The 19,725-nt window shown below is 62.8% G+C and carries 14 protein-coding genes; 9 read left to right on the forward strand and 5 right to left on the reverse strand.

Features of this window, described 5'->3' with window-relative positions:
* Positions 1–2: 2 nt before the first annotated feature.
* From LDN70_RS08560 to LDN70_RS08570, 3 genes are all read left to right on the forward strand, one after another.
* Positions 3–1,358, forward strand: a complete 1,356-nt coding sequence (locus LDN70_RS08560) for an MFS transporter (protein ID WP_223942304.1) — start codon at positions 3–5, stop codon at positions 1,356–1,358.
* A gap of 89 nt (positions 1,359–1,447) precedes the next feature.
* Positions 1,448–2,734 carry a DUF4192 domain-containing protein gene (locus LDN70_RS08565; RefSeq protein WP_223942305.1) on the forward strand — a complete coding sequence of 429 codons (1,287 nt, stop codon included), beginning with the start codon at positions 1,448–1,450 and terminating at the stop codon, positions 2,732–2,734.
* Positions 2,735–2,980: 246 nt separating this feature from the next.
* Positions 2,981–4,294, forward strand: coding sequence for an RNA polymerase sigma factor (locus LDN70_RS08570; protein ID WP_142939490.1), 1,314 nt, complete (start codon positions 2,981–2,983; stop codon positions 4,292–4,294).
* Positions 4,295–4,511: 217 nt separating this feature from the next.
* Here the strand turns inward: LDN70_RS08570 and LDN70_RS08575 are convergent, their stop codons facing one another.
* Positions 4,512–4,733 (reverse strand): DUF7455 domain-containing protein, encoded by a 222-nt coding sequence (locus LDN70_RS08575; RefSeq protein WP_018778705.1) that lies wholly within the window; start codon positions 4,731–4,733, stop codon positions 4,512–4,514.
* Positions 4,734–4,988: 255 nt separating this feature from the next.
* On the opposite strand from LDN70_RS08575, the gene LDN70_RS08580 reads away from it, so the two are divergent.
* A complete protein-coding gene (locus LDN70_RS08580) occupies positions 4,989–7,097 on the forward strand; it encodes a DNA gyrase/topoisomerase IV subunit B (protein WP_142939489.1) in 2,109 nt (702 codons plus the stop codon).
* A gap of 49 nt (positions 7,098–7,146) precedes the next feature.
* Here the strand turns inward: LDN70_RS08580 and LDN70_RS08585 are convergent, their stop codons facing one another.
* Positions 7,147–8,169: a M56 family metallopeptidase gene (locus tag LDN70_RS08585; RefSeq protein ID WP_142939488.1), complete on the reverse strand. Its 1,023-nt coding sequence runs from the start codon at positions 8,167–8,169 to the stop codon at positions 7,147–7,149.
* 5 nt (positions 8,170–8,174) lie between these two features.
* On the reverse strand, positions 8,175–8,561 hold the full coding sequence (locus LDN70_RS08590) for a BlaI/MecI/CopY family transcriptional regulator (protein WP_142939487.1): 387 nt from the start codon (positions 8,559–8,561) through the stop codon (positions 8,175–8,177).
* A 281-nt stretch (positions 8,562–8,842) separates the two neighbouring features.
* Between LDN70_RS08590 and LDN70_RS08595 the strand changes: the two genes are divergently transcribed.
* From LDN70_RS08595 to LDN70_RS08610, 4 genes are read left to right on the forward strand one after another with little or no spacing between them, the layout of a single operon-like run.
* A complete protein-coding gene (locus LDN70_RS08595) occupies positions 8,843–10,441 on the forward strand; it encodes a cytochrome ubiquinol oxidase subunit I (protein WP_142939486.1) in 1,599 nt (532 codons plus the stop codon).
* 18 nt (positions 10,442–10,459) lie between these two features.
* The gene (gene cydB / locus LDN70_RS08600; RefSeq protein ID WP_223942306.1) at positions 10,460–11,542 is read left to right on the forward strand and encodes a cytochrome d ubiquinol oxidase subunit II; all 1,083 of its coding nucleotides are present in this window, start codon (positions 10,460–10,462) and stop codon (positions 11,540–11,542) included.
* A gap of 7 nt (positions 11,543–11,549) precedes the next feature.
* Positions 11,550–14,996 (forward strand): thiol reductant ABC exporter subunit CydD, encoded by a 3,447-nt coding sequence (gene cydD / locus LDN70_RS08605; RefSeq protein WP_223942307.1) that lies wholly within the window; start codon positions 11,550–11,552, stop codon positions 14,994–14,996.
* A gap of 9 nt (positions 14,997–15,005) precedes the next feature.
* A complete protein-coding gene (locus tag LDN70_RS08610) occupies positions 15,006–16,016 on the forward strand; it encodes a GNAT family N-acetyltransferase (RefSeq protein WP_166842765.1) in 1,011 nt (336 codons plus the stop codon).
* Between the two features lie 4 nt (positions 16,017–16,020).
* On the opposite strand, the gene LDN70_RS08615 is transcribed toward LDN70_RS08610, so the two are convergent.
* Positions 16,021–16,539 carry a DinB family protein gene (locus LDN70_RS08615; protein ID WP_223942308.1) on the reverse strand — a complete coding sequence of 173 codons (519 nt, stop codon included), beginning with the start codon at positions 16,537–16,539 and terminating at the stop codon, positions 16,021–16,023.
* 128 nt (positions 16,540–16,667) lie between these two features.
* On the opposite strand from LDN70_RS08615, the gene LDN70_RS08620 reads away from it, so the two are divergent.
* The gene (locus LDN70_RS08620) at positions 16,668–17,051 is read left to right on the forward strand and encodes a VOC family protein (protein ID WP_142939481.1); all 384 of its coding nucleotides are present in this window, start codon (positions 16,668–16,670) and stop codon (positions 17,049–17,051) included.
* Positions 17,052–17,178: 127 nt separating this feature from the next.
* On the opposite strand, the gene LDN70_RS08625 is transcribed toward LDN70_RS08620, so the two are convergent.
* Positions 17,179–19,695 (reverse strand): DNA gyrase/topoisomerase IV subunit A, encoded by a 2,517-nt coding sequence (locus LDN70_RS08625; protein WP_223942309.1) that lies wholly within the window; start codon positions 19,693–19,695, stop codon positions 17,179–17,181.
* Positions 19,696–19,725: the final 30 nt, after the last annotated feature.

The following is a 19,725-nucleotide window of genomic DNA, read 5'->3' on the forward strand; positions in this document are numbered from 1 at the left end:
GGGTGAATGCTCCCCGTGCCTGGCTGATTTGGACGATCGGCGTATTCGCCTACCTGGTGGCCGTGGCGCAGCGAACCTCGTTTGGCGTCGCAGGCTTGGAGGCCACTGACAGATTCCACGCCAGTGCCTCCGCCATCTCGTTTTTCACGGTGCTGCAACTTCTGGTGTACGCCGGATTGCAGATTCCCGTGGGCGTCCTGGTGGACAGGTTTGGTTCGCGGGCCATGATTGCCGGTGGTGCCGTGCTCATGGGCTTGGGACAGCTGCAGCTGGCTTTTGCGGACAGTGTTCCCGGGGGCGTGCTGGGCCGGGTCCTGGTGGGGGCAGGGGACGCGATGACCTTTATTTCGGTGATCCGTCTGGTCCCTTTGTGGTTTGCCCCCGCCAAGGTTCCACTGGTCACCCAACTGACGGGCATGTGTGGTCAGCTTGGTCAGCTCTTCAGTGTTGTGCCGTTCGCGCTGCTTCTCCATACCGCCGGATGGACCCCGGCTTTCCTCACTTTGGCAGCGATGTCCGTGCTGGCAGTGGTCCTGGTCCTGGCGGTGCTCCGCGACGCCCCGCCCGGACACCCACCGCGGGAAGCCGGTCAGGGCCTGCGGGCCACCGGCATCTCCCTGTCCCGGGCTTGGAAACAACCCGGAACCCGTCTGGGCCTCTGGAGCCACTTCACCGTTCAGTTCAGCGGGAACCTGTTTGCGATGACCTGGGGGTACCCCTTCCTGTTGTCCGCCCAGGGACTGGATGCTGCAACCGTTTCCGGCCTCATGGCGCTGTTCGTGGCCACCGCAATAGTTGCCGGGCCAGGGTTCGGCCGATTCGTTTCCAAACACCCCATGCGTAGATCCGCCATGGTCCTGCTCATTGCGCTGGGGACGGCCCTGGCTTGGGCTGCTGTGCTCATTCTTCCCGACCGCGCGCCCTTGTGGCTCCTGGTGCTTTTGGTGGTGGTGCTGGCTGTGGGCGGGCCCGGATCCATGATCGGATTCGACTTTGCCCGGACCTTCAATCCCTCGCACCGGATCGGTACAGCCACGGGTATTGTCAACGTCGGCGGCTTCATTGCGGCGCTCATTGCCATCTACCTCATCGGCCTTGCGCTTGACCTTCTGTACGCCAGTGGTTTTTCCGGCGGTGATCTCTACGGTCTCGCGCCGTTCCGCATCGCCCTCAGCGTTCAGTTCGTACTGCTGGGCCTTGGTACGGTGCTCATCCTGGTGACGCGGCGGAAGGTGCGCCGGCAAATGGCAACCCAAGGTATTCACGTGCAGCCGTTGCTGGCTGCCCTCGCCAGGCAGCGCCGGGAACGGATTGAACGACGCCGGGCCGCGCGGCCCGCGTCGAAGGACAACGAGTAGGCCAATCCCTCGCCGGTTTCCTGTGTCGCTTATCCACATAGGCACGATGGTCGCTGTCTCCTCCGGCCGGCGTTGAGCAGGGTGGAACCATGACTTCCAACAGAACGCTCAGCATCCACCAACCCGAAGATATTCTTGGCTACATTCCCCACATGCTGGGTTACTGGCCCGAGGACAGCCTCGTGGCCATCACCATGCAGGGGAAAGTCCTCGGAGCCACGCTTCGCGTGGACCTGCCACGCCTGGGATCCCGGCAGGCCAACAAAGATTTCGCGGACCACATCCGCAGCTTCCTGATTGCCGACGACGACGCCAACGGAGTAGTGCTGGCTGTCTACACCGACTCCGGATGGGAAGACGGCATGGTGGTCCGGCAGGCAATTCCCCTGCTCGAAGCGTTGCAGGTGAGCCTTGACGAGGTTGACTTATCGGTTCGGGACGCGTGGCTGGTGGGTTCCGAGTACTGGCGAAGCGCCTACTGCACGGACATTGAATGTTGTCCGGTACCGGGATTGTCCGTTGATCGGATCAAGAACAGCAGACTCAGCACAGAACTGGTATATAGGGGGAGCTTCATAGGGCCTTCGCCCGGAAGCGAGCCTGGAAAATCCCGGACCGCCCGTCCCGGGGCGCTTGATCCTTTGGTGCTGGCCGCTGAGTCACGCTACGGCAAGCAGATCCTTGGTAGATGGAGGAGCGAGTATTGTCTGGACGCCGTGCTTGCCGTGTGGCGCAATGTGTTGAAGCGGGTCGAAGCCGGCCACCCGTTGCAGCCCGGCGCCGATGCACACATCATGGGCTTCCTCAGGGCAACGCTGCGGATCCCGGCGTGGCGGGACGCTGTGGTGGTCATGGCGGCTGCAGGCGTGGAATCTGCGAAGTCCGGCGCGTTGGCGTTCGGTCTCTTCGATGACGACGGCAACTACGACGACAACGACACCGACATAAACGGCCGCGACACGCCGTTCGACCCTCAGGAACTGGGAGTGGCGGGTCCGGTTCTCCCTGCTGCCAAGGGTTCATCGGAACGAAATGCCAACGGAGACGTCTTCACCTACGGAGATGTCCTGCTTGGGATGCAACCATCCATGCCGTGCTGGAGCGCCCTCGATGCACTGCAGAAAGTGTTGGCCGGGTTGTGCGTCGAGGCCGAATCGGGCGTAGTGCCTGCAGCAGCACTGACCCTGCAAGGCTGGATCGCATGGTGCAAGGGGCGCGGATCAATTGCCCACGCCTGCCTCAGTGGGGCGGAGGCCGCCCAGCCGGGCTATCGTCTTGCCGAACTACTCATGAGTCTGCTGGGACAAGGGACCATTTGCCCGTGGGCGCGAAGTTCCAGCACCGCCTGGCGCGGGGTCCGGGGCACGGTCGCATAGAGGGTTTGGACATTCATCCGAAGTGCGTTTCGAAAAACCGTGAGACAATGGATGCCGAGACCCGGTTGGGTCCGCGTTCGAATGCCTGTATTGGTCCCCTTGGTGGGAACAATTCAGTGCCGTTGGGAGTTCTCTATAGAGACTCTGCAGACGGCGATCGCATTTGAAATTGATCGCGGACTTGACAGGGTCATAGTGGTGTTGCCCGTATGGTGATTCCACAGACCGCCGCTAGAAAGGTTTTCTGTGACCCCGTCTTCCGTCGAGAAGGAACCCGCCGCCCAGGCCGAACTGTCCGCTGAGGAAAAGAAGGCGGCAACATCGGCAAAGCGCGCAGCGACACGTGCTGCCAACAAGGCCTCAGAGGGCGACTCTGACAAGCCGGCACCCAAGAAGCGTGGACCCAAGCCAGGTGCGAAGGCCGCCGCTGAGGCCGCGAGCAAGTCCTCAGGCTCCGATGCTGAGGACGCCAGCGGCGAGGATGAAGACTTTGATCCCGCAGCTGCCGAGGAAGTCGAAGTCGGAGACGACGACGTCGAGGACGGCGCCACGGCCACCAAGGACAAGGCTGCGCCGTCCGGAACGGGATTCGTTTACTCGGATGCCGACGACGACGACGCGCCGGTCCAGCAGGTCATGTCGGCCGGCGCTACAGCCGACCCCGTCAAGGACTACCTCAAGCAGATCGGCAAGGTCGCGCTGCTGAATGCGGAGCAGGAAGTTGATCTCGCGCTTCGGATCGAGGCCGGCCTCTTTGCTGAGGAAAAGATCAACGCTGACGACGGATCCATGGATCCCAAGCTCAAGCGTGAGCTTGAATTCGTCATCCACGACGGCAAGCGCGCCAAGAACCACCTGCTCGAAGCCAACCTGCGCCTCGTCGTTTCCTTGGCAAAGCGCTATACCGGCCGTGGCATGCTCTTCCTGGACCTGATTCAGGAAGGCAACCTGGGCCTTATCCGTGCAGTGGAGAAGTTCGATTACACCAAGGGCTTCAAGTTCTCCACGTACGCAACCTGGTGGATCCGTCAGGCAATTACCCGCGCCATGGCAGACCAGGCCCGCACCATCCGTATTCCGGTGCACATGGTGGAAGTCATCAACAAGCTGGCCCGCGTACAGCGCCAAATGCTGCAGGACCTCGGCCGTGAACCGACACCTGAAGAGCTGGCACTCGAGCTGGACATGACCCCTGAGAAGGTTGTTGAAGTCCAGAAGTACGGACGCGAGCCAATTTCACTGCACACCCCGCTGGGTGAAGACGGTGACTCGGAGTTCGGTGACCTCATTGAGGACTCGGAGGCTGTTGTTCCCGCTGACGCCGTCAGCTTCACACTCCTGCAGGAACAGCTGCACTCCGTCCTGGACACGCTGTCCGAGCGCGAGGCCGGAGTTGTGGCGATGCGCTTTGGCCTGACCGACGGCCAGCCGAAGACTTTAGACGAAATCGGCAAGGTCTACGGTGTCACGCGTGAGCGCATCCGCCAGATCGAAAGCAAGACCATGTCCAAGCTGCGGCACCCGTCCCGCTCGCAGGTCCTCCGGGACTACCTGGACTAAACAAGCAGAGTAAGGGAAAGTGGCCCGGCCGGATATCCGGCCGGGCCACTTTTTCTTGAGTGCAGGCAGCTGACCTCCATAAGCGCAAACAGCTGACTTTCCTCGGTGCAGCCAGTTATACGCAACTCGGTGCAACCAGTTATACGCAACAAGGCCCCTCCCGGATGGGAGGAGCCTTGTTATCTGATCAAAAAGGGTTTCCGGTGAGCCGGACTGCCTAGTCGACGGGGACGGGAGCCTTCTCGTTGAGGCGCTCGGTCTCATCGTGCCAGTCGGAAGTCATGGGCCGGAGCGTGGCTTCAACTGCACGGGCATGGTGGCCGCAGAAGAGCAGCTCACCGCCGGAGGACTCGAGTACAACGCGGACGTACGCTTGGGCTCCGCAACGGTCACAGCGATCAGCTGCGTTCAGCGTGCGGTCTGCAACTGCTGTTGTCATGTCGGCCTCCTTAGTAGTTCTGTACATCCATATAACCAGCATTCGATGCAGATCCATGGCAAGGATGGGTCACTTTCGCTGTCCGCGTATCACATGTCCGTAACGTCAGCGGGAAGGCTGCACCGATACTGGAGTGGCAAACGGTGCTTCGTGCCTTCCCCGGCTAGGCTGGTACGGGCAGTGTTTGCCTTGAATTACCAGCCAAACGCGGCTGGGAAGCACCCCTGAGATATACCCCGAAGGAGCACACCGCGAGTGGCACCGAGTTCTGAATACAACGCCCGGCATTTGTCCGTCCTTGAGGGCCTGGAAGCAGTCCGCAAGCGCCCGGGCATGTACATCGGCTCCACGGACTCACGCGGTCTTATGCACTGCCTTTGGGAGATCATCGACAACGCAGTCGATGAGGCCTTGGCGGGCTTTGGACATGACATCAAGGTCATCCTGCACGCGGACAACTCGGTGGAAATCCACGACGACGGGCGCGGCATTCCTGTGGACGTCGAACCCAAGACCGGACTTTCCGGCGTTGAAGTGGTCTTCACCAAACTGCATGCCGGCGGCAAATTCGGCGGCGGTTCCTACACTGCCTCGGGTGGGTTGCATGGCGTGGGCGCCTCTGTGGTGAACGCGCTGTCCAGCCGGCTGGATGTCCAGGTGGACCGGGGCAGCAAGACGTACCAGATGTCTTTCCGGCGTGGAGAGCCGGGACGTTTCGTGGATTCCGGGGCCAAGCCAAGTCCCAACGCGCCATTTGAGCCGTTCGTGGAGAATTCGGTGCTTGATGTTGTGGGCAAGGCAAAGCGTGGTGTTACGGGAACCCGCGTACGTTATTGGGCCGACCGGCAGATCTTCACCCCCGATGCCAAATTCTCCTATGATGACCTTGCCTCAAGGGCGCGTCAGACGTCCTTCCTTGTACCGGGCCTGAAAATCACCGTGCGCGACGAACGCAAGCTGGCTGGTACGCCGGGGGAGTCCGGTGTCCATGAGGAGGTGTTCCACCACGACGGCGGCATCTCCGAGTTTGTTGAGTTCCTCGCGGCCGATTCCGGAGTAACGGACGTTTGGCGCCTCCATGGCTCCGGGAAGTTTAAGGAAACCGTCCCCGTCCTTGACGAGAACGGCCACAGCCAGATCGCGGAAGTCGAACGCGATTGCGAAGTGGACATCGCACTGCGCTGGGGTATTGGTTATGAGACCACCATGCGTAGCTTCGTCAACATCATCGCCACACCCAAGGGCGGCACACACCAGTCCGGTTTTGAAGCTGCCCTGCTCAAGACGTTCCGTAAAGCGGTGGAGACGAATGCCCGCAAGCTCAAAGCCGGGAACGACAAGATCGAGAAGGACGATATCCTCGCCGGCCTGACAGCCGTCTTGACTGTTCGTCTTGCTGAGCCGCAATTCGAGGGGCAAACCAAGGAGATCCTCGGCACCTCTGCCGTCCGGGCCATTGTTGCCAAGGTGGTTGAGAAGGAAATATCGGCGAGGCTGAGTTCGGCCAACCGCAACGATAAAGCCCAGTCTGCGCTCCTCTTGGAGAAGATGGTGGCCGAGATGAAATCGCGTATCTCGGCGCGTGTGCACAAGGAAACCCAGCGCCGCAAGAACGCACTGGAAACGTCATCGATGCCCACCAAGCTTGCCGACTGCCGAACGGATGACGTTGCCCGCTCCGAACTGTTCATCGTGGAGGGCGACTCGGCACTTGGAACCGCAAAGCTTGCACGGTCCTCGGACTTCCAGGCTCTGCTGCCCATCCGGGGAAAGATCCTCAATGTCCAGAAGGCATCCGTGGGCGACATGTTGTCCAACGCGGAATGCGCGGCGTTGATCCAAGTGGTTGGGGCAGGCTCGGGTCGCAGCTTCGACCTTGACGTTGCGCGGTACGGCAAAGTGATCCTGATGACTGACGCCGACGTTGACGGCGCGCACATCCGGACTTTGCTGCTAACCCTTTTCTTCCGTTACATGCGGCCCATGGTCGAGGCAGGACGCGTGTTTGCAGCTGTTCCCCCTCTGCACCGCGTTGAGGTCATCAACCCGGGCCAAAAGGCCAATGAGATGATCTACACGTACTCGGAAGCCGAGCTCCACGTGCTTCTGTCCAACCTGGCCAAGGAAGGCAAGCGGTACAAGGAGCCCATCCAGCGGTACAAGGGCTTGGGGGAAATGGATGCGCAGCAGCTGGCTGAGACCACCATGGACCCGCGCCACCGGACTCTTCGTAAGGTGGGCATCGAAAGCGCCCAGCGCGCCGAGGAAGTTTTTGACCTCCTGATGGGCTCCGACGTCGCACCACGCAAGGAATTCATTATTGCCGGCGCTGCCACGCTTGACCGGGAGCGCATCGACGCGTAGCCCGGCCCCGCGGGACCGGGGGCATCGTCAGGGGTTGATGCTGGGGACGTTAGCCCAGCAATCCTGGAACAATGAGCAGCGCCGTGGGCACTGCAAGCAGCAGGGCCGAGGCCAAGAGGACCAGCACACGCACGGGCTTGGTGAGCGGCGGCTTGGGTGAGAGCAGGCGGCTGACGCGGGACGCCGTCGTGCGGGGTGAGTCGGCACCGCCGGTAGCGCTGACGGCATTGCCTTCCACGACGGCGCCGCCAGCGCTGAGTGCCGGGCTGCCACTGAGTGCCTGCCCGCCACTGAGCGCCGGCGTGCTGATGCCCGGCTGCGAGGTGCCGCTGGCAACAATGGCGATGGCCTTGATCAGTGTGCCTTTGCTTTCAGTGCGCAGGGCCACGTCATCGGCCAGCATCTCGATCAGTGAGTTCACGGCCGTCTGCGCCAGCCGGGTGGTGGGGAACCAAGGCAGCGCCTGACGCCAGGCAGCAAAGGCCCACAGCAGGAGATCGTGGCGCTGGGACAGGTGGGCATTTTCGTGAATGAGGACAGCCCTGAGCTCTGCCGGTTCCAGTGCTGCCATGAGGCCGTCGGATAGCACCGTGACGGATCGGGCGCCGCCGGGCAGGCAGTAGGCCACGGGAGAGTCGTGGTTGATCACCACGGTGCCCGGGCCGTCGTCGGACGGTGATGCCAGCAGGGCGAGTAGCTCGCGGTGGCGTCTCCGTTGGCGTTCAATCTTGTAGTAGGTCAGCAGCAGGGTGAAGACCAGGTGCGCGGTCAGCAGTGCTGCCGCCGAGAGCGCAAAGAGGTGCCAAAAGCCCAGGGCGGTGGTGGGTTCGTTGTTGAAGACCATCCCGGCAAGGCTCTTGAGCCCTGCTATGAGATTGTCCCCGATTGGTTCCAGTCCGTAGACGAGCATGGCCCCGATCATGGACAAGCCACCGGCAAGAGCGATCGCCTGCCACAGCACCATGGCGGTGAAAGGGGATCGTGCCGGCCACTGTGCACGGGACAGCAACACGGGTACCGGCCACGCCAGAATCAATGCCAGGACCGCAAGCAGGTATGAGGTCCAGAACATAGTGGCTAATTGTAGCCGAGCAGTTTGCGCAGGGTAGCGGCTTCACTTTCGGTGACGGAACCAATGAAGCGGGCAAGCACGGCCTCGCGGTCCGGTGCGGAGCCAAGGACCTCGTGCATGAGTTCGGCGGTGTGGTCAGCGCGGCTCGAGACTGCCTGGTAGCGGTGCGGCCGGGTTCCGCGTTCGCGTTCAACCAGACCCTTCTTCTCCAAGCGTGAGAGCACAGTGAGGACCGTAGTGACTGCCAGGTCCTTGCCCTGATGACCGGCGGTGCCGTCGCCGGCCGCGGAATCCTGCGCCAAAAGATCACGCAGTGTATTGGCGGTTGCAGCCTCCTGGCCTGCCCAGAGCAGATCCATCACTGCCCGTTCCAGTTCCCCAAGACTTGCCATCTATACGTCCCTACCTTCCGCTTCCCGGTGCAGGGTGGCTGCTGCCGGGGAGCGATGATCCAACATTCCACAATAAATCTACCGCTTTTCAGGCCTTCATTCTACGTGAGGTAGAACTATCCGCGCGCCGCGCCGCCGAGCGGACCCTTGCGCGTGGGTAACGCCACTTGAAGAATGGGTTTTGGCGATCTCCATTTGTTCTACACTGTGTAGAAGAGAAGTTTTCTACGTGACGTAGAAGTAAGGTCATCGTACTTCGGTCCACCGCACAAAGGACAGCCATGGACGCCTTGGAAATCGCACGCTGGCAATTCGGTATCACTACCGTCTACCACTTCATGATGGTGCCGCTCACTATCGGCCTCGGCCTGGTGGTGGCCATTATCCAGACCATCTGGTACCGCACCGGCAAGCCGGAGTACCTTCGCATGACCAAGTTCTGGGGAAAACTCTTCCTCATCAACTTCATCATGGGTGTAGCCACCGGCATAGTGCAGGAATTCCAGTTCGGCATGGCATGGAGTGAGTACAGCCGGTTCGTTGGAGACGTCTTCGGCGCACCACTGGCCCTCGAAGCCCTGTTGGCCTTCTTCGTCGAATCAACCTTCCTGGGATTGTGGATCTTTGGCTGGAAGCAGCTCAAACGCGGCGTGCACCTGGCCTGCTTGTGGATCGCCGTCATCGGCTCCGTCTTCTCCGCCTACTTCATCATTGTGGCCAACTCCTGGATGCAGCACCCCGTAGGCGTTGAGATGGTGGATGGCCGGCCCGTGATGACGGACGCTTGGGCAGTGTTTACCAACAACACGGCGCTGGTTGCCGTGCCCCATACCCTCTTTGGCGCACTGGCTGTTGCCGGTGCCTTCCTGCTGGGGATCGCCTGGTACCACCTGTGGCGTCGGCGCCACGACGGCATTGACGTCGTTGGCAAAGACGGAAAGCTGATTCCCGGCGAAGCAGCCATCCCGGGCCGTGACAAGGCTGACTACACGGTCTGGATGAAATCCCTGCGGATCGGCGCTGTGGTGGCCATGATCTCCTTTGCCGGAACCGCCATCACCGGTGATCTCCAAGGCAAGCTCATGTTCGAACAGCAGCCCATGAAGATGGCCGCCGCTGAAGCTGCCTGCCACGACGGCACGGGCTTCTCGGTGCTGAGCGTTGGCAACCTGGGAGCGACCAACTGCGAGGACATCGTTGCAGTTATCGAAGTCCCCGGCATCCTCTCCTTCCTGGCCAAGGGCGACTTCACCACTGAAGTGAAGGGCGTGAACAGCCTGCTGGGCGAGTACAAGGAAAAGTACGGCACCCACCTGCCGGACAACCCGCTCTACGGTGAGCGCGCCGGACAGGAAATCCAATATGTGCCCGTCATGGAAGTCACCTACTGGGGCTTCCGCATGATGATCGGCTTCGGTGGCATCGCAGCCTTCGCCGCCCTGCTCGCGCTTTGGGTGACGCGCAAGGGCGTAGTTCCCGAATCCAAGTGGCTGATGCGCCTTGCTGTCTTTGGGATTCTGGCTCCCTTCGGCGCCAACGCCGCAGGCTGGATCTTCACCGAAATGGGCCGGCAGCCATTCGTGGTGGCGCCCAACCCGGACATGAACGGTATTGACCAGGTCTTCATGTTCACAGCTGCCGCGGTATCCCCGGGCGTCAGCGCGGGAGAACTCATGACCTCCCTGGTGGTCCTCACCGCCATCTATGCCGTGCTGTTGGTGGTTGAAGTGAAGCTCCTGGTCAAGTACATCCGCGGGGGCGTGGCCTCGGCGATGCCTGAACTGGCCCACGCCAAAGACACAGATAACCAACACGACAAGAACGACGACGGCGCCGGCCCGGACAAGTCCGGCGACGACGTCCTGGCATTCGCCTACTAAAGCCAAGGGGTACTGACAATGGAACTGTTGCCAACCATCTGGTTCGTGGCCATCGCGGTGTTGTGGACCGGTTATCTCTTCCTGGAAGGCTTTGACCTCGGGGTGGGAATGCTCATGAAGCTGTTCGCGCGCAACAACACCGACCGCCGCGTCCTGCTGAACACCATCGGCCCGGTATGGGACGGCAATGAGGTGTGGCTGCTCACCGCCGCCGGTGCCACCTTCGCTGCCTTCCCCCTCTGGTACGCCTCGCTGTTCTCCAGCCTCTACCTCCCGCTCCTGGCGGTCCTGGCTGCGCTGATCTTCCGGGCTGTCGCCTTCGAATACCGCGGCAAGGTGGACTCCGAGAGCTGGCGTAACCGCTGGGACTGGGCGATCGCCGTCGGATCCTTCGTGGCTGCTTTCGGCATCGGCGCAGCGCTGGCCCTCACCACCACGGGACTGCCCCTGAATGAGAACGGGGATCGCGTCGGTGGCCCCATGTCCTGGTTCAGCGGCTATGCACTCCTGGGCGGTTTCGGCGTGGTGGCATTCGCGCTGGTTCACGCCCTGGCGTTCCTGGCCCTGAAGACCGACGGCGACGTGCGGCACCGCGCCCGCCGCTGGTTCGTGCGATGGGTGCCGTTCGCGGTACTTCCGATGTTCGGCTGGATGGTGGCCGTCCAGTTCCTAAGCGGCAAGCCCTGGGCCTGGGCATTGGTGGCAGCGGCGGTAGTCGCCGTCGTCCTGGCGTGGCGACTGGCCCGTACGGGGTCCGAAGGGCGGGCCTTCAGTGCCTTGGGTGCCTTCATTGTCTGCGCCACAGCGGCCATCTTTGGAGCGGCCTTCCCGGTAGTCATCCCCTCCACGATCGATCCTGCCTTCAATCTGACCATCTCCAACGCCTCGTCCTCGGACTACACACTGGGCCTCATGAGCATCGTCGCAGCCGTTGGACTGCCACTTGTGATTGCTTACCAGTCATGGACTTACTGGGTGTTCCGCCGGCGCGTCAGCGCAGCCCACATCCCGGAAGCCCACGGGTTCCTGCCCGCCATTGCTGCGAAAGTGATGGTATCCAAGGACAGCCCCTCCACCACGCGAAACCAAACGGGAGATTAGTCGCTCCATGAAACCCGTGTTCCCCTCCGGCCCGGCCACGCGATCGGCGCTGTACGCAATCGGCCTCATGTCCGCCCTCAAGGCACTGTCCCTGGTGCTCATGGCGCAAGCCGTAGCGGGAATGCTGGCAGGGCTCGCCTCCGGATCAGGAGAGTGGCACAACGGACTTGTCTGGGGTGCGGCCGGCGCCGTTCTGCGATCGCTGACAGTGTGGGGCCAAGGCATCGCCTCCAGGCGGGCGGCCCTGGGCGTCAAGGAGGAACTGCGGGCGCGGCTGCTGAGGCGCTCACTGTCCGACGCCGGTTCATCGCCCGTGGCGGGAATGAACGACGGCGGGCTGGCGATCCTCGCGACGCGCGGACTGGACGCGCTGGACGACTACTACACCCAGTACCTGCCGGCAATAGTGAACTGCGCAACGGTCCCGCTGCTGATCGGAGCCCGGATACTCTTCGCCGACTGGGTAAGTGCCGTGGTGATCGTCCTGACGGTCCCTTTGGTGCCACTGTTCATGGTGCTGATAGGACGGCACACCGAAGACACTGTCAGGGAGGCGCAAAGCACGCTCCGGAAACTGTCCGGCCACATCCTCGAGCTCGCTAAAGGCCTTCCCGTCCTGGTGGGCCTTGGACGCGCCACCGAACAGCGCGCTGCTCTGGAAGATATCTCCGAGCAATACCGCACCCGGACCATGGGCACCCTCCGCACGGCGTTCCTCTCCGCCCTGGCATTGGAACTCATCGCAACCATCTCAGTGGCCGTGGTGGCGGTCTTCATTGGTGTCCGGCTGGTGCATGGCGACATGCCCCTCGAAGCCGGACTCCTGGCCTTGATCCTGGCGCCGGACTGCTACCTTCCCCTCCGGGAGCTTGGCACCGCCCACCACGCCAGCGATGACGGCAGGGCGGCCCTTGAGACCACCAATGCCGTGCTGGACGCTCCCTCGCATGAGCACCTCCAGCATGGGAGGACGTCCGACGCAGCCCCGGCGGGCGTGGTGGTGACCGACTTGTCGGTGACCTACAACGGACGGTCCGCTGCCGCCGTCGGGCCCCTCAGCTTCACAGCGGAGCCGGGACGTGTCACAGCCCTCGACGGCGTCAGCGGCTCCGGGAAGAGCACAGTCCTGGGCGTCCTTGCCGGGCTTATCGGTCCAGGGCCAGGCGCGGAGGTTACCGGGACGGTCAACGGTGCGTCGCCAGGGACAATCGCGTGGGTTCCGCAACACCCGGTCATGACCAACAAAACGGTGCAGCAGGAAATTGAGCTCTATCTGCACGGATATGCGGGGAACACAGCCGAGGCAGCCACCCGTGTTCTCCGGCAAGCCTCAGCCGGCCACCTGGCGGCCAAGCATCCCGCGGAACTGAGCCCAGGCGAACTGCGCCGAATAGCACTTGCCCGTGGATTGGCACGGGTGGAAGCCGGGGCTACCACCCTGCTGCTCGACGAACCAACCGCCCATCTGGACCAATACTCGGCAAGCGTGGTCCGCCGCGCCATAGAGGCGGTCCGCGGCAACGTGACCGTGATCCTGGTGGCCCACGACGCCGCCACCCGGGCGCTCGCCGACCACGTGGTACCGGTAGGAAGCCGGCATCAGAACCAACACTCAGCGTCCTCAGTTCCCGGAACGATCAGTCCGAGCGGAGATGCTGCAAGCGCAGGGGCAGTTGTGGTCCCCCCGAAGGGCGCCGCCCAACACCAAGACCTCCCAACACCTCCCTCCACCAGCAGCCTGGGGGCTCTTCTCCGGGCCCTGAAACCCGTGCGCTGGAAGTTCGCCGCCGCCGGCGCGGTGGCCGTCCTGGCCGCCCTCTTCGCAGTCGCGTTGTCCGGCCTGTCCGGATGGCTCATCATCCGGGCCAGCGAGCAGCCGCCCATTCTCTACCTGCTCGGCGCGATCGTCGGAGTGAGGTTCTTCGGCATCGGAAGGGCCGTTCTGCGCTACTGCGAGCGGCTTTTGACCCATGATGCAGTCTTCGCCGCCATGACCCGCCTCCGCGGCGCACTCTGGGCATCGCTAAGCCGCAGGGCCCTTTCCCTCCGGCGCCTCCTCCAAGGCGGCAACGTGTTGGGCTCAATCGTGGACGACGTAGACACCCTCCGGGACCTTCTTCCCCGGGTTGTCCTACCGCCCGTGACCGCCGTCGGAGTCGGAGCTGCGGCCATCCTCGCCACTTCCATCGTTTTACCCGATGCATTGCCGGCGATTGTTGTGGCCGCCGTGGCAGGCCTGCTCGCAGCGCCGATCCTGGCCGTCCTGGCTGACAGGAACGCCGCCAGTGCCGAACAAAAGCTGCGGTCAGTGGTGCTGCGGGGAGTGGCTGCCGCCCTTGACGCCCGTGCCGAACTCAACGCCAACGGGGTGGGGGAGCCGGTCCTTGAAGCACTGCGTGCCAAGGACCGCAGCGCCACCCTCTCTGCCCAGCGCTCTGCGTGGGCCGAAGGACTCGGGCAGGCCGTGATCGTCCTTGCGTGCTCTCTGGCCGCCCTCTGGGCCGGAGCCCTGAGCGCACCCGCCGTGCTCAATGGCACTATTGCTCCCGAACTCGCGGCCGTCATTGTCCTGATGCAACTGGCCCTGGTGGAACCCTTCGGTGGAATCGTCTCAGCTGTGCGCCAAGCCCCGGCGCTCGCGGCCGTCCTGGACCGGGTGGCATCATCCGGTGCTTTGGATACCCCTGGCACCACCGACCCTGCAGAAGCGAACCTTGCGAAAGAACACGACGGCGGCACGCGGCAACTGCCTGATCGTCCGGATAAGGCTGGACTGGAGCTGAAGGGCGCCTCGGCGGCGTGGCCAGGTGGCCCGAAAGTGTTCGCCGGCGTCAACGCTGAGGCAGAACCCGGCCGTTGGCTTGCCGTGACCGGCCCCTCCGGGGCCGGTAAGTCCACCCTGCTTTCGGTGCTACTGGGATTCCTACCCCTGGCGGAAGGCACTGTGAAGCTTTCCGGCACGGCGGCATGGTGCCCCCAGGAAGCACACCTGTTCGACTCCACAATCCGAGGCAACCTCCTCCTGAGCCGGCCGGCTGCCGCAAAGCCCAGCGAGGCCGAAATGCACAAGGCACTGGCCGACGTCGGGCTTGATTCCGTGGTTGAAGCGTTGCCGGACGGACTCGACGCCCGGATCGGACCAGGCGGCTCTTTCCTCAGCGGCGGTGAACGCCAGCGCCTGGCCATGGCCAGGACACTCCTGACCGGAGCCTCCGTGCTGCTGCTTGACGAACCGACTGCGCATTTGGATGCGGGCTCGGCGCGGGAAATGATGGCCATCCTGCGCAACGGACTCAAGGACGTCACCGTTGTGCTGGTTACCCACAATCCTGAGGACATTGATCCCTCAGACTCGCGGCTGGAATTGCCTGGGGGTCAGGTTTCCGCGGAGCAAAGTGACGGACTCACGGCGCAGGGCGCGGCGGAACTGGTGGGAAGGCCTACTCCTCAGTAGCCTGTTGGCATGCCGTTTGAATCCTCAAGCCAAGCCCTGCCTGATGCCGTTGCCACCGGTCTGAGCTGGCGGCCAGCCACTATGGAGGACCTCGATAACTGGGCGGACCTGATCGCCCGTACGGCCGCCGTCGAACATCCCGTTTGGTACGAAAAGCGTGGCGACCTGCTCCACGTCATGGAGTCCTCCAAGAACCCGGCTGAGACAAGCACGCTCCTGGGCCTGGACGCAGGCGGAGTAGCCCGTGCCTATGGACGCATCGCCAAGAACCCGGACGGGGACAAAGCCACCGGCATGGCGTGCGTTGACCCGGAATGGCAGCAACGGGGGATCGGCTCCGCAATCCTGATGTGGCAGGAAGGACAAGTGCGCAACAGGTTTCACGCCGATGAGGCGGCCGGTCACACCAGTGCGCCGCCCCGCCTCCGGATCCAGACCGAGGAACAGCACGAGCACCAGGCGAAGCTTCTGATGGGCCATGGCTACGGTGCTGTGCGCTGGTTCAACGAAATGCACCGGCCTCTTTCGGACGAGCTGCCCCGGGCCGCCCTGAGAGCAGGGCTTGAGCTTAGGACGCTGGACTCTTCGCTTTTTGAACCCGTACGCCAGGCCCACAACGACGCGTTCAGGGATCATTGGGGGAGCGAGCCACGGGACGAAGAATCGTGGCGCTTCACCATCGAGGAACCCACTGCCCGGCCCGATCTCAGTGCAGTGGTCATTGATTCGTCCACCGGCGAGGTGGCCGGCTATCAGCTCACCAGCTTCGATCCCGACTCTGCTGCGGAGCGCGGCTTCAAGGAAGGCTACACCGAGCTCCTTGGCGTGCGGCGTGCCTACCGGGGCCGGGGCATAGCCCAAGCACTGCTCGCCGATGCCATGCAGCGCTACGCCTCAGCCGGAATGGAGGTGGCATCACTGGACGTGGACTCAGCCAATCCCACCGGGGCGCTGGAACTCTACCTGGGCATGGGCTACACGCCCGTGAACCGCAGCATGACGTGGGAGAAAATGCTCTAGCTTCCTAGCCGTCCACATCATGAAGATGGTGAACAACATCGTGGAGGAAATACTGGGAGAACGTCAGCACGGTAAATGAGGATCCATTGCTGCGCGTTCCGGTCCGCTGCCAGTCATCCTCGGTGACTCTGGCGAAGGATTCCGCAATCTCCTTCCCCTCGGCTTCGAGTTGATCGGCCACCGTCCGTGGGTCCGCCGAGCCGTACTCGCCATCTATCGCGGCCTGGTCCTGGTCCCAGTTGGCGAACCGGGCGTCATCCTCGGTGAGCATGAGGTTCAGGCGCTGGTCGAACAGGCTGAAGACGTCGCGGACGTGGCATGCGTACTCAAGGTTGGACCAGGTGTGGTCATTGGGGCGGGTGGCCACGTCCTCCCTGCGCAGCACGGCCCGCCACCGCGGGAGCATGTTCAGGACGGTGCCGGGCACCGTGGAAGGAGTCACCGTTACGGGGTCGAAGCCGCACTCGGGGCAGGGCTCAGAGAGCACCCAGGTCCAGTCTTTTTCATCAGGGATGATCGGCATGCGGCTAGTCTAAGCCGCCCGGCAAACACCTTCGAACAGGCCGGGAAAGTTGGTGTCATTTTTGGATTACGGATGGACTCTCCCGGGAGTAAAGTTCGTTCAGGGGGGAGAGCCGGAAAGAGAAAGCAATGCTCAAGGATCAGCAGGTTGGTGCCGTCCTACCGGCACACGACATAGCCCGGGCACGCGCGTATTACAGCGAAAAACTCGGTCTGGAACCCGAAAATCCGGATGATGAGGACAACCTTCAGTACAAATGCGGCGACGGAACGGGATTCTTCATCTATCAGACACCGAATGCAGGGACTGCCAAGAACACCCAGATCGGCTGGATGGTCAGTGACCTAAAAGCCGCCGTGCAGGAGCTCCGGGGCAAGGGAGTTGTGTTTGAAGACTACGACTTCCCCGGTTTAAAGACCGAGGACGGAGTGGCCACCATGCCCGACGGTAGCGCCGCGGCCTGGTTCCTGGACAGCGAGGGAAACATACTGAGCCTTAACCAAAGCGGCTAGCCCACGCGGTGGCCCTAACGCCACGGCATCGCAAAGGCCGGGGGTTTCATGACCCCCGGCCTTTGATGTGCCTGGCAGATTTGTTGCGCCTGGCAGTTTTGTTGCGCCTGGCGGAGAGTCCCTCCGGTTATTCTGCTGCGTCAGCCCATGCCATGCTCGGGCCGATTGCTTCCACGGGCTGGGAGAGCGGGACGCCGGATCCATCCCTGCGACCATGCTCGTGGGGGAGTGCCCGGGCCACGCCTGCGGCGGATGAAGCCTTGGCCGGACCGTGCCCGGCCCAGGCCAGAAGCAGGGTGTCTTCGCCCTTGAGGAAGCGGTGGACCCGGACGCCGCCGGTGGCCCGGCCTTTCGCGGGATACTCCTCAAAAGCGGTTACCTTCGCGGTTCCGGGGGCCGTGCCGGGAAGGGCGCCGGTGGTTCCGGCAATAGTCACCACGACGGCGGCAGGATCGTCCGCGCGAACGGTACCGAAGTGGATCACTTCGTCGCCGGCAGCCAGCTTGATGCCGGCCATGCCACCGGCTGTGCGTCCCTGCGGGCGAACGTTCGATGCACTGAATCGAAGCAACTGTCCCTGCCGTGTCACGAACACCAGATCGACGTTCTCTTCCTGCGCCGGTTCCACCGCCAGGACCGAGTCTTTGTCCTTCAGGGCGATGATCTCCCAGTCTTCACGGTTCAGGGGATAATCCGGCTGAACACGCTTCACGACGCCCTGAACCGTGCCAATGGCCAGGACGGCGTCCAGAGGCACGAACGCCACCAGGGTTTCGCCCTTAAGCAACGTGATGAAGTCCTTGGCCGGAACGCCGCCTGCCAGGTTGGGCAGGCCTGAGACCGGCGGCAACGCGGGCATGTCCATCACTTGGAGCCGTAGCATGCGCCCCTGCGATGTGACTGCACCGATTTCGCCCCGGGCGCTGGTCTTCACCACCGAGCGGAACACATCATGCTTGGTCCGGGGGCCCGCTTCGGCCAGCGGTTCCTGGTTGGAAGTCCTGGCGATTTGGCCCGAGGCACTGAGTAAGGCCCAGCAGGGGTCGTCGGGGATTTCCAAGGGCAGGGCTGCGGCTTTGCCCTTGGGGCCGGGTGCTGATGCTGCCAATGCTGCGGCAACGGTGGGTGAGACTGCTTCCGACTCCAGGAGCACAGTGCGCCGGGGTGTGCCGTACTTGTCCGCTATCACGGCCAACTCGCCGGAGACGAGATCGCGGAGCAACGCATCAGAGGCAAGGATGGCTTCCAGTGCCTCGATCTCGCGGCGGAGTTCGTCCTGCTCCTTCTCCAGTTCAAGACGTGAGTATTTGGTCAACTGCCGCAGGCGCAGTTCCAGGATGTAATTGGCCTGGATCTCGGTGAGGTCGTAGATGGACATGAGGCGTTCACGCGCTGCTGAGGCTTCGTCGGAGGAACGAATGATCTGGATGACCTCGTCGATGTCCACGATTGCGATCAGCAAGCCCTCCACCAGGTGGAGACGATCCTTCTTCTTGCCAAGGCGGAAGGAGGTACGGCGGCGCACCACATTGAGGCGGTGTTCGACGTACACCTGCAGCAACTGCAGCAGGCCCAGCGTCTGCGGCTGGCCGTCCACCAGGGTGACATTGTTGATGCCGAAGGAATCTTCCATGGGCGAGTAGCGGTACAGCTGCTGCAGTACGGCGTTGGGATTGAAGCCGTTCTTCAGTTCGATGACCAGGCGTAGGCCATGATTACGGTCCGTGAGGTCAACCACATCGCTGATGCCCGTGAGCTTCTTGGCGTTGACGGCGTCCTTGATCTTCTCGATCACCTTCTCCGGACCCACCATGTAGGGCAGTTCGGTCACTACCAGCCCGGTGCGTCGGGCCGAAAGCTGCTCCACCTCCACCTTGGCGCGGGTCTTGAAGGATCCGCGACCTGTGGCGTAGGCGTCGCGGATTCCATCCAAGCCCACGATCCGGCCACCGGTGGGAAGGTCGGGCCCCGGGATGAACCTCATGATGTCATCCAACGTGGCGTCGGGGCTGGCGATCAGGTGGCGTGCAGCGGCAATTACCTCAACAAGGTTGTGTGGAGGCATGTTCGTCGCCATGCCCACTGCGATGCCAGTGGTGCCGTTAACCAGCAGGTTAGGGAAAGCGGCAGGGAGGACATCGGGCTGCGTCAGCTGGTTGTCGTAGTTGGGGACGAAGTCCACTACGTCTTCGTCCAAGTGGTCTGTCATGGTCAGGGCGGCTGCCGCCAACCGTGCCTCTGTATAACGCGGTGCTGCCGGTCCGTCGTCGAGCGATCCGAAGTTGCCGTGGCCATCAATCAGCGGAAGGCGGAGGGAAAAATCCTGCGCCATGCGCACCATGGCGTCATAGATCGCGGTGTCGCCGTGCGGGTGGAGCTTGCCCATGACCTCGCCCACCACGCGCGCGCTCTTGACGTGTCCGCGATCCGGGCGGAGGCCCATGTCGGACATCATGTACAGGATGCGCCGTTGAACAGGCTTCAGTCCGTCGCGGGCGTCCGGGAGAGCACGCGAATAAATCACCGAGTAGGCGTACTCCAGGAAGGAGCCTTCCATCTCTGACGTGACGTCGATGTCCACGATATTCTCGGTGAAATCGCCGAGGAGTTCGGCTGTGCGTGCTGATTTTTGGCTGCGGGCCATGGGGTCGGTAAATCCTCGAAAGTTGTACTG

Source organism: Arthrobacter sp. StoSoilB22 (assembly GCF_019977315.1).
Classification (GTDB): Bacteria; Actinomycetota; Actinomycetes; order Actinomycetales; family Micrococcaceae; genus Arthrobacter.

Coding starts and splice junctions, on each gene's coding strand:
- LDN70_RS08565 (WP_223942305.1), top strand. CDS start 1,448: ATGACTTCCAACAGAACGCTCAGCATCCACCAACCCGAAGATATTCTT.
- LDN70_RS08575 (WP_018778705.1), bottom strand. CDS start 4,733: ATGACAACAGCAGTTGCAGACCGCACGCTGAACGCAGCTGATCGCTGT.
- LDN70_RS08585 (WP_142939488.1), bottom strand. CDS start 8,169: ATGTTCTGGACCTCATACCTGCTTGCGGTCCTGGCATTGATTCTGGCG.
- LDN70_RS08590 (WP_142939487.1), bottom strand. CDS start 8,561: ATGGCAAGTCTTGGGGAACTGGAACGGGCAGTGATGGATCTGCTCTGG.
- LDN70_RS08595 (WP_142939486.1), top strand. CDS start 8,843: ATGGACGCCTTGGAAATCGCACGCTGGCAATTCGGTATCACTACCGTC.
- cydB (WP_223942306.1), top strand. CDS start 10,460: ATGGAACTGTTGCCAACCATCTGGTTCGTGGCCATCGCGGTGTTGTGG.
- cydD (WP_223942307.1), top strand. CDS start 11,550: ATGAAACCCGTGTTCCCCTCCGGCCCGGCCACGCGATCGGCGCTGTAC.
- LDN70_RS08610 (WP_166842765.1), top strand. CDS start 15,006: ATGCCGTTTGAATCCTCAAGCCAAGCCCTGCCTGATGCCGTTGCCACC.
- LDN70_RS08615 (WP_223942308.1), bottom strand. CDS start 16,539: ATGCCGATCATCCCTGATGAAAAAGACTGGACCTGGGTGCTCTCTGAG.
- LDN70_RS08620 (WP_142939481.1), top strand. CDS start 16,668: ATGCTCAAGGATCAGCAGGTTGGTGCCGTCCTACCGGCACACGACATA.
- LDN70_RS08625 (WP_223942309.1), bottom strand. CDS start 19,695: ATGGCCCGCAGCCAAAAATCAGCACGCACAGCCGAACTCCTCGGCGAT.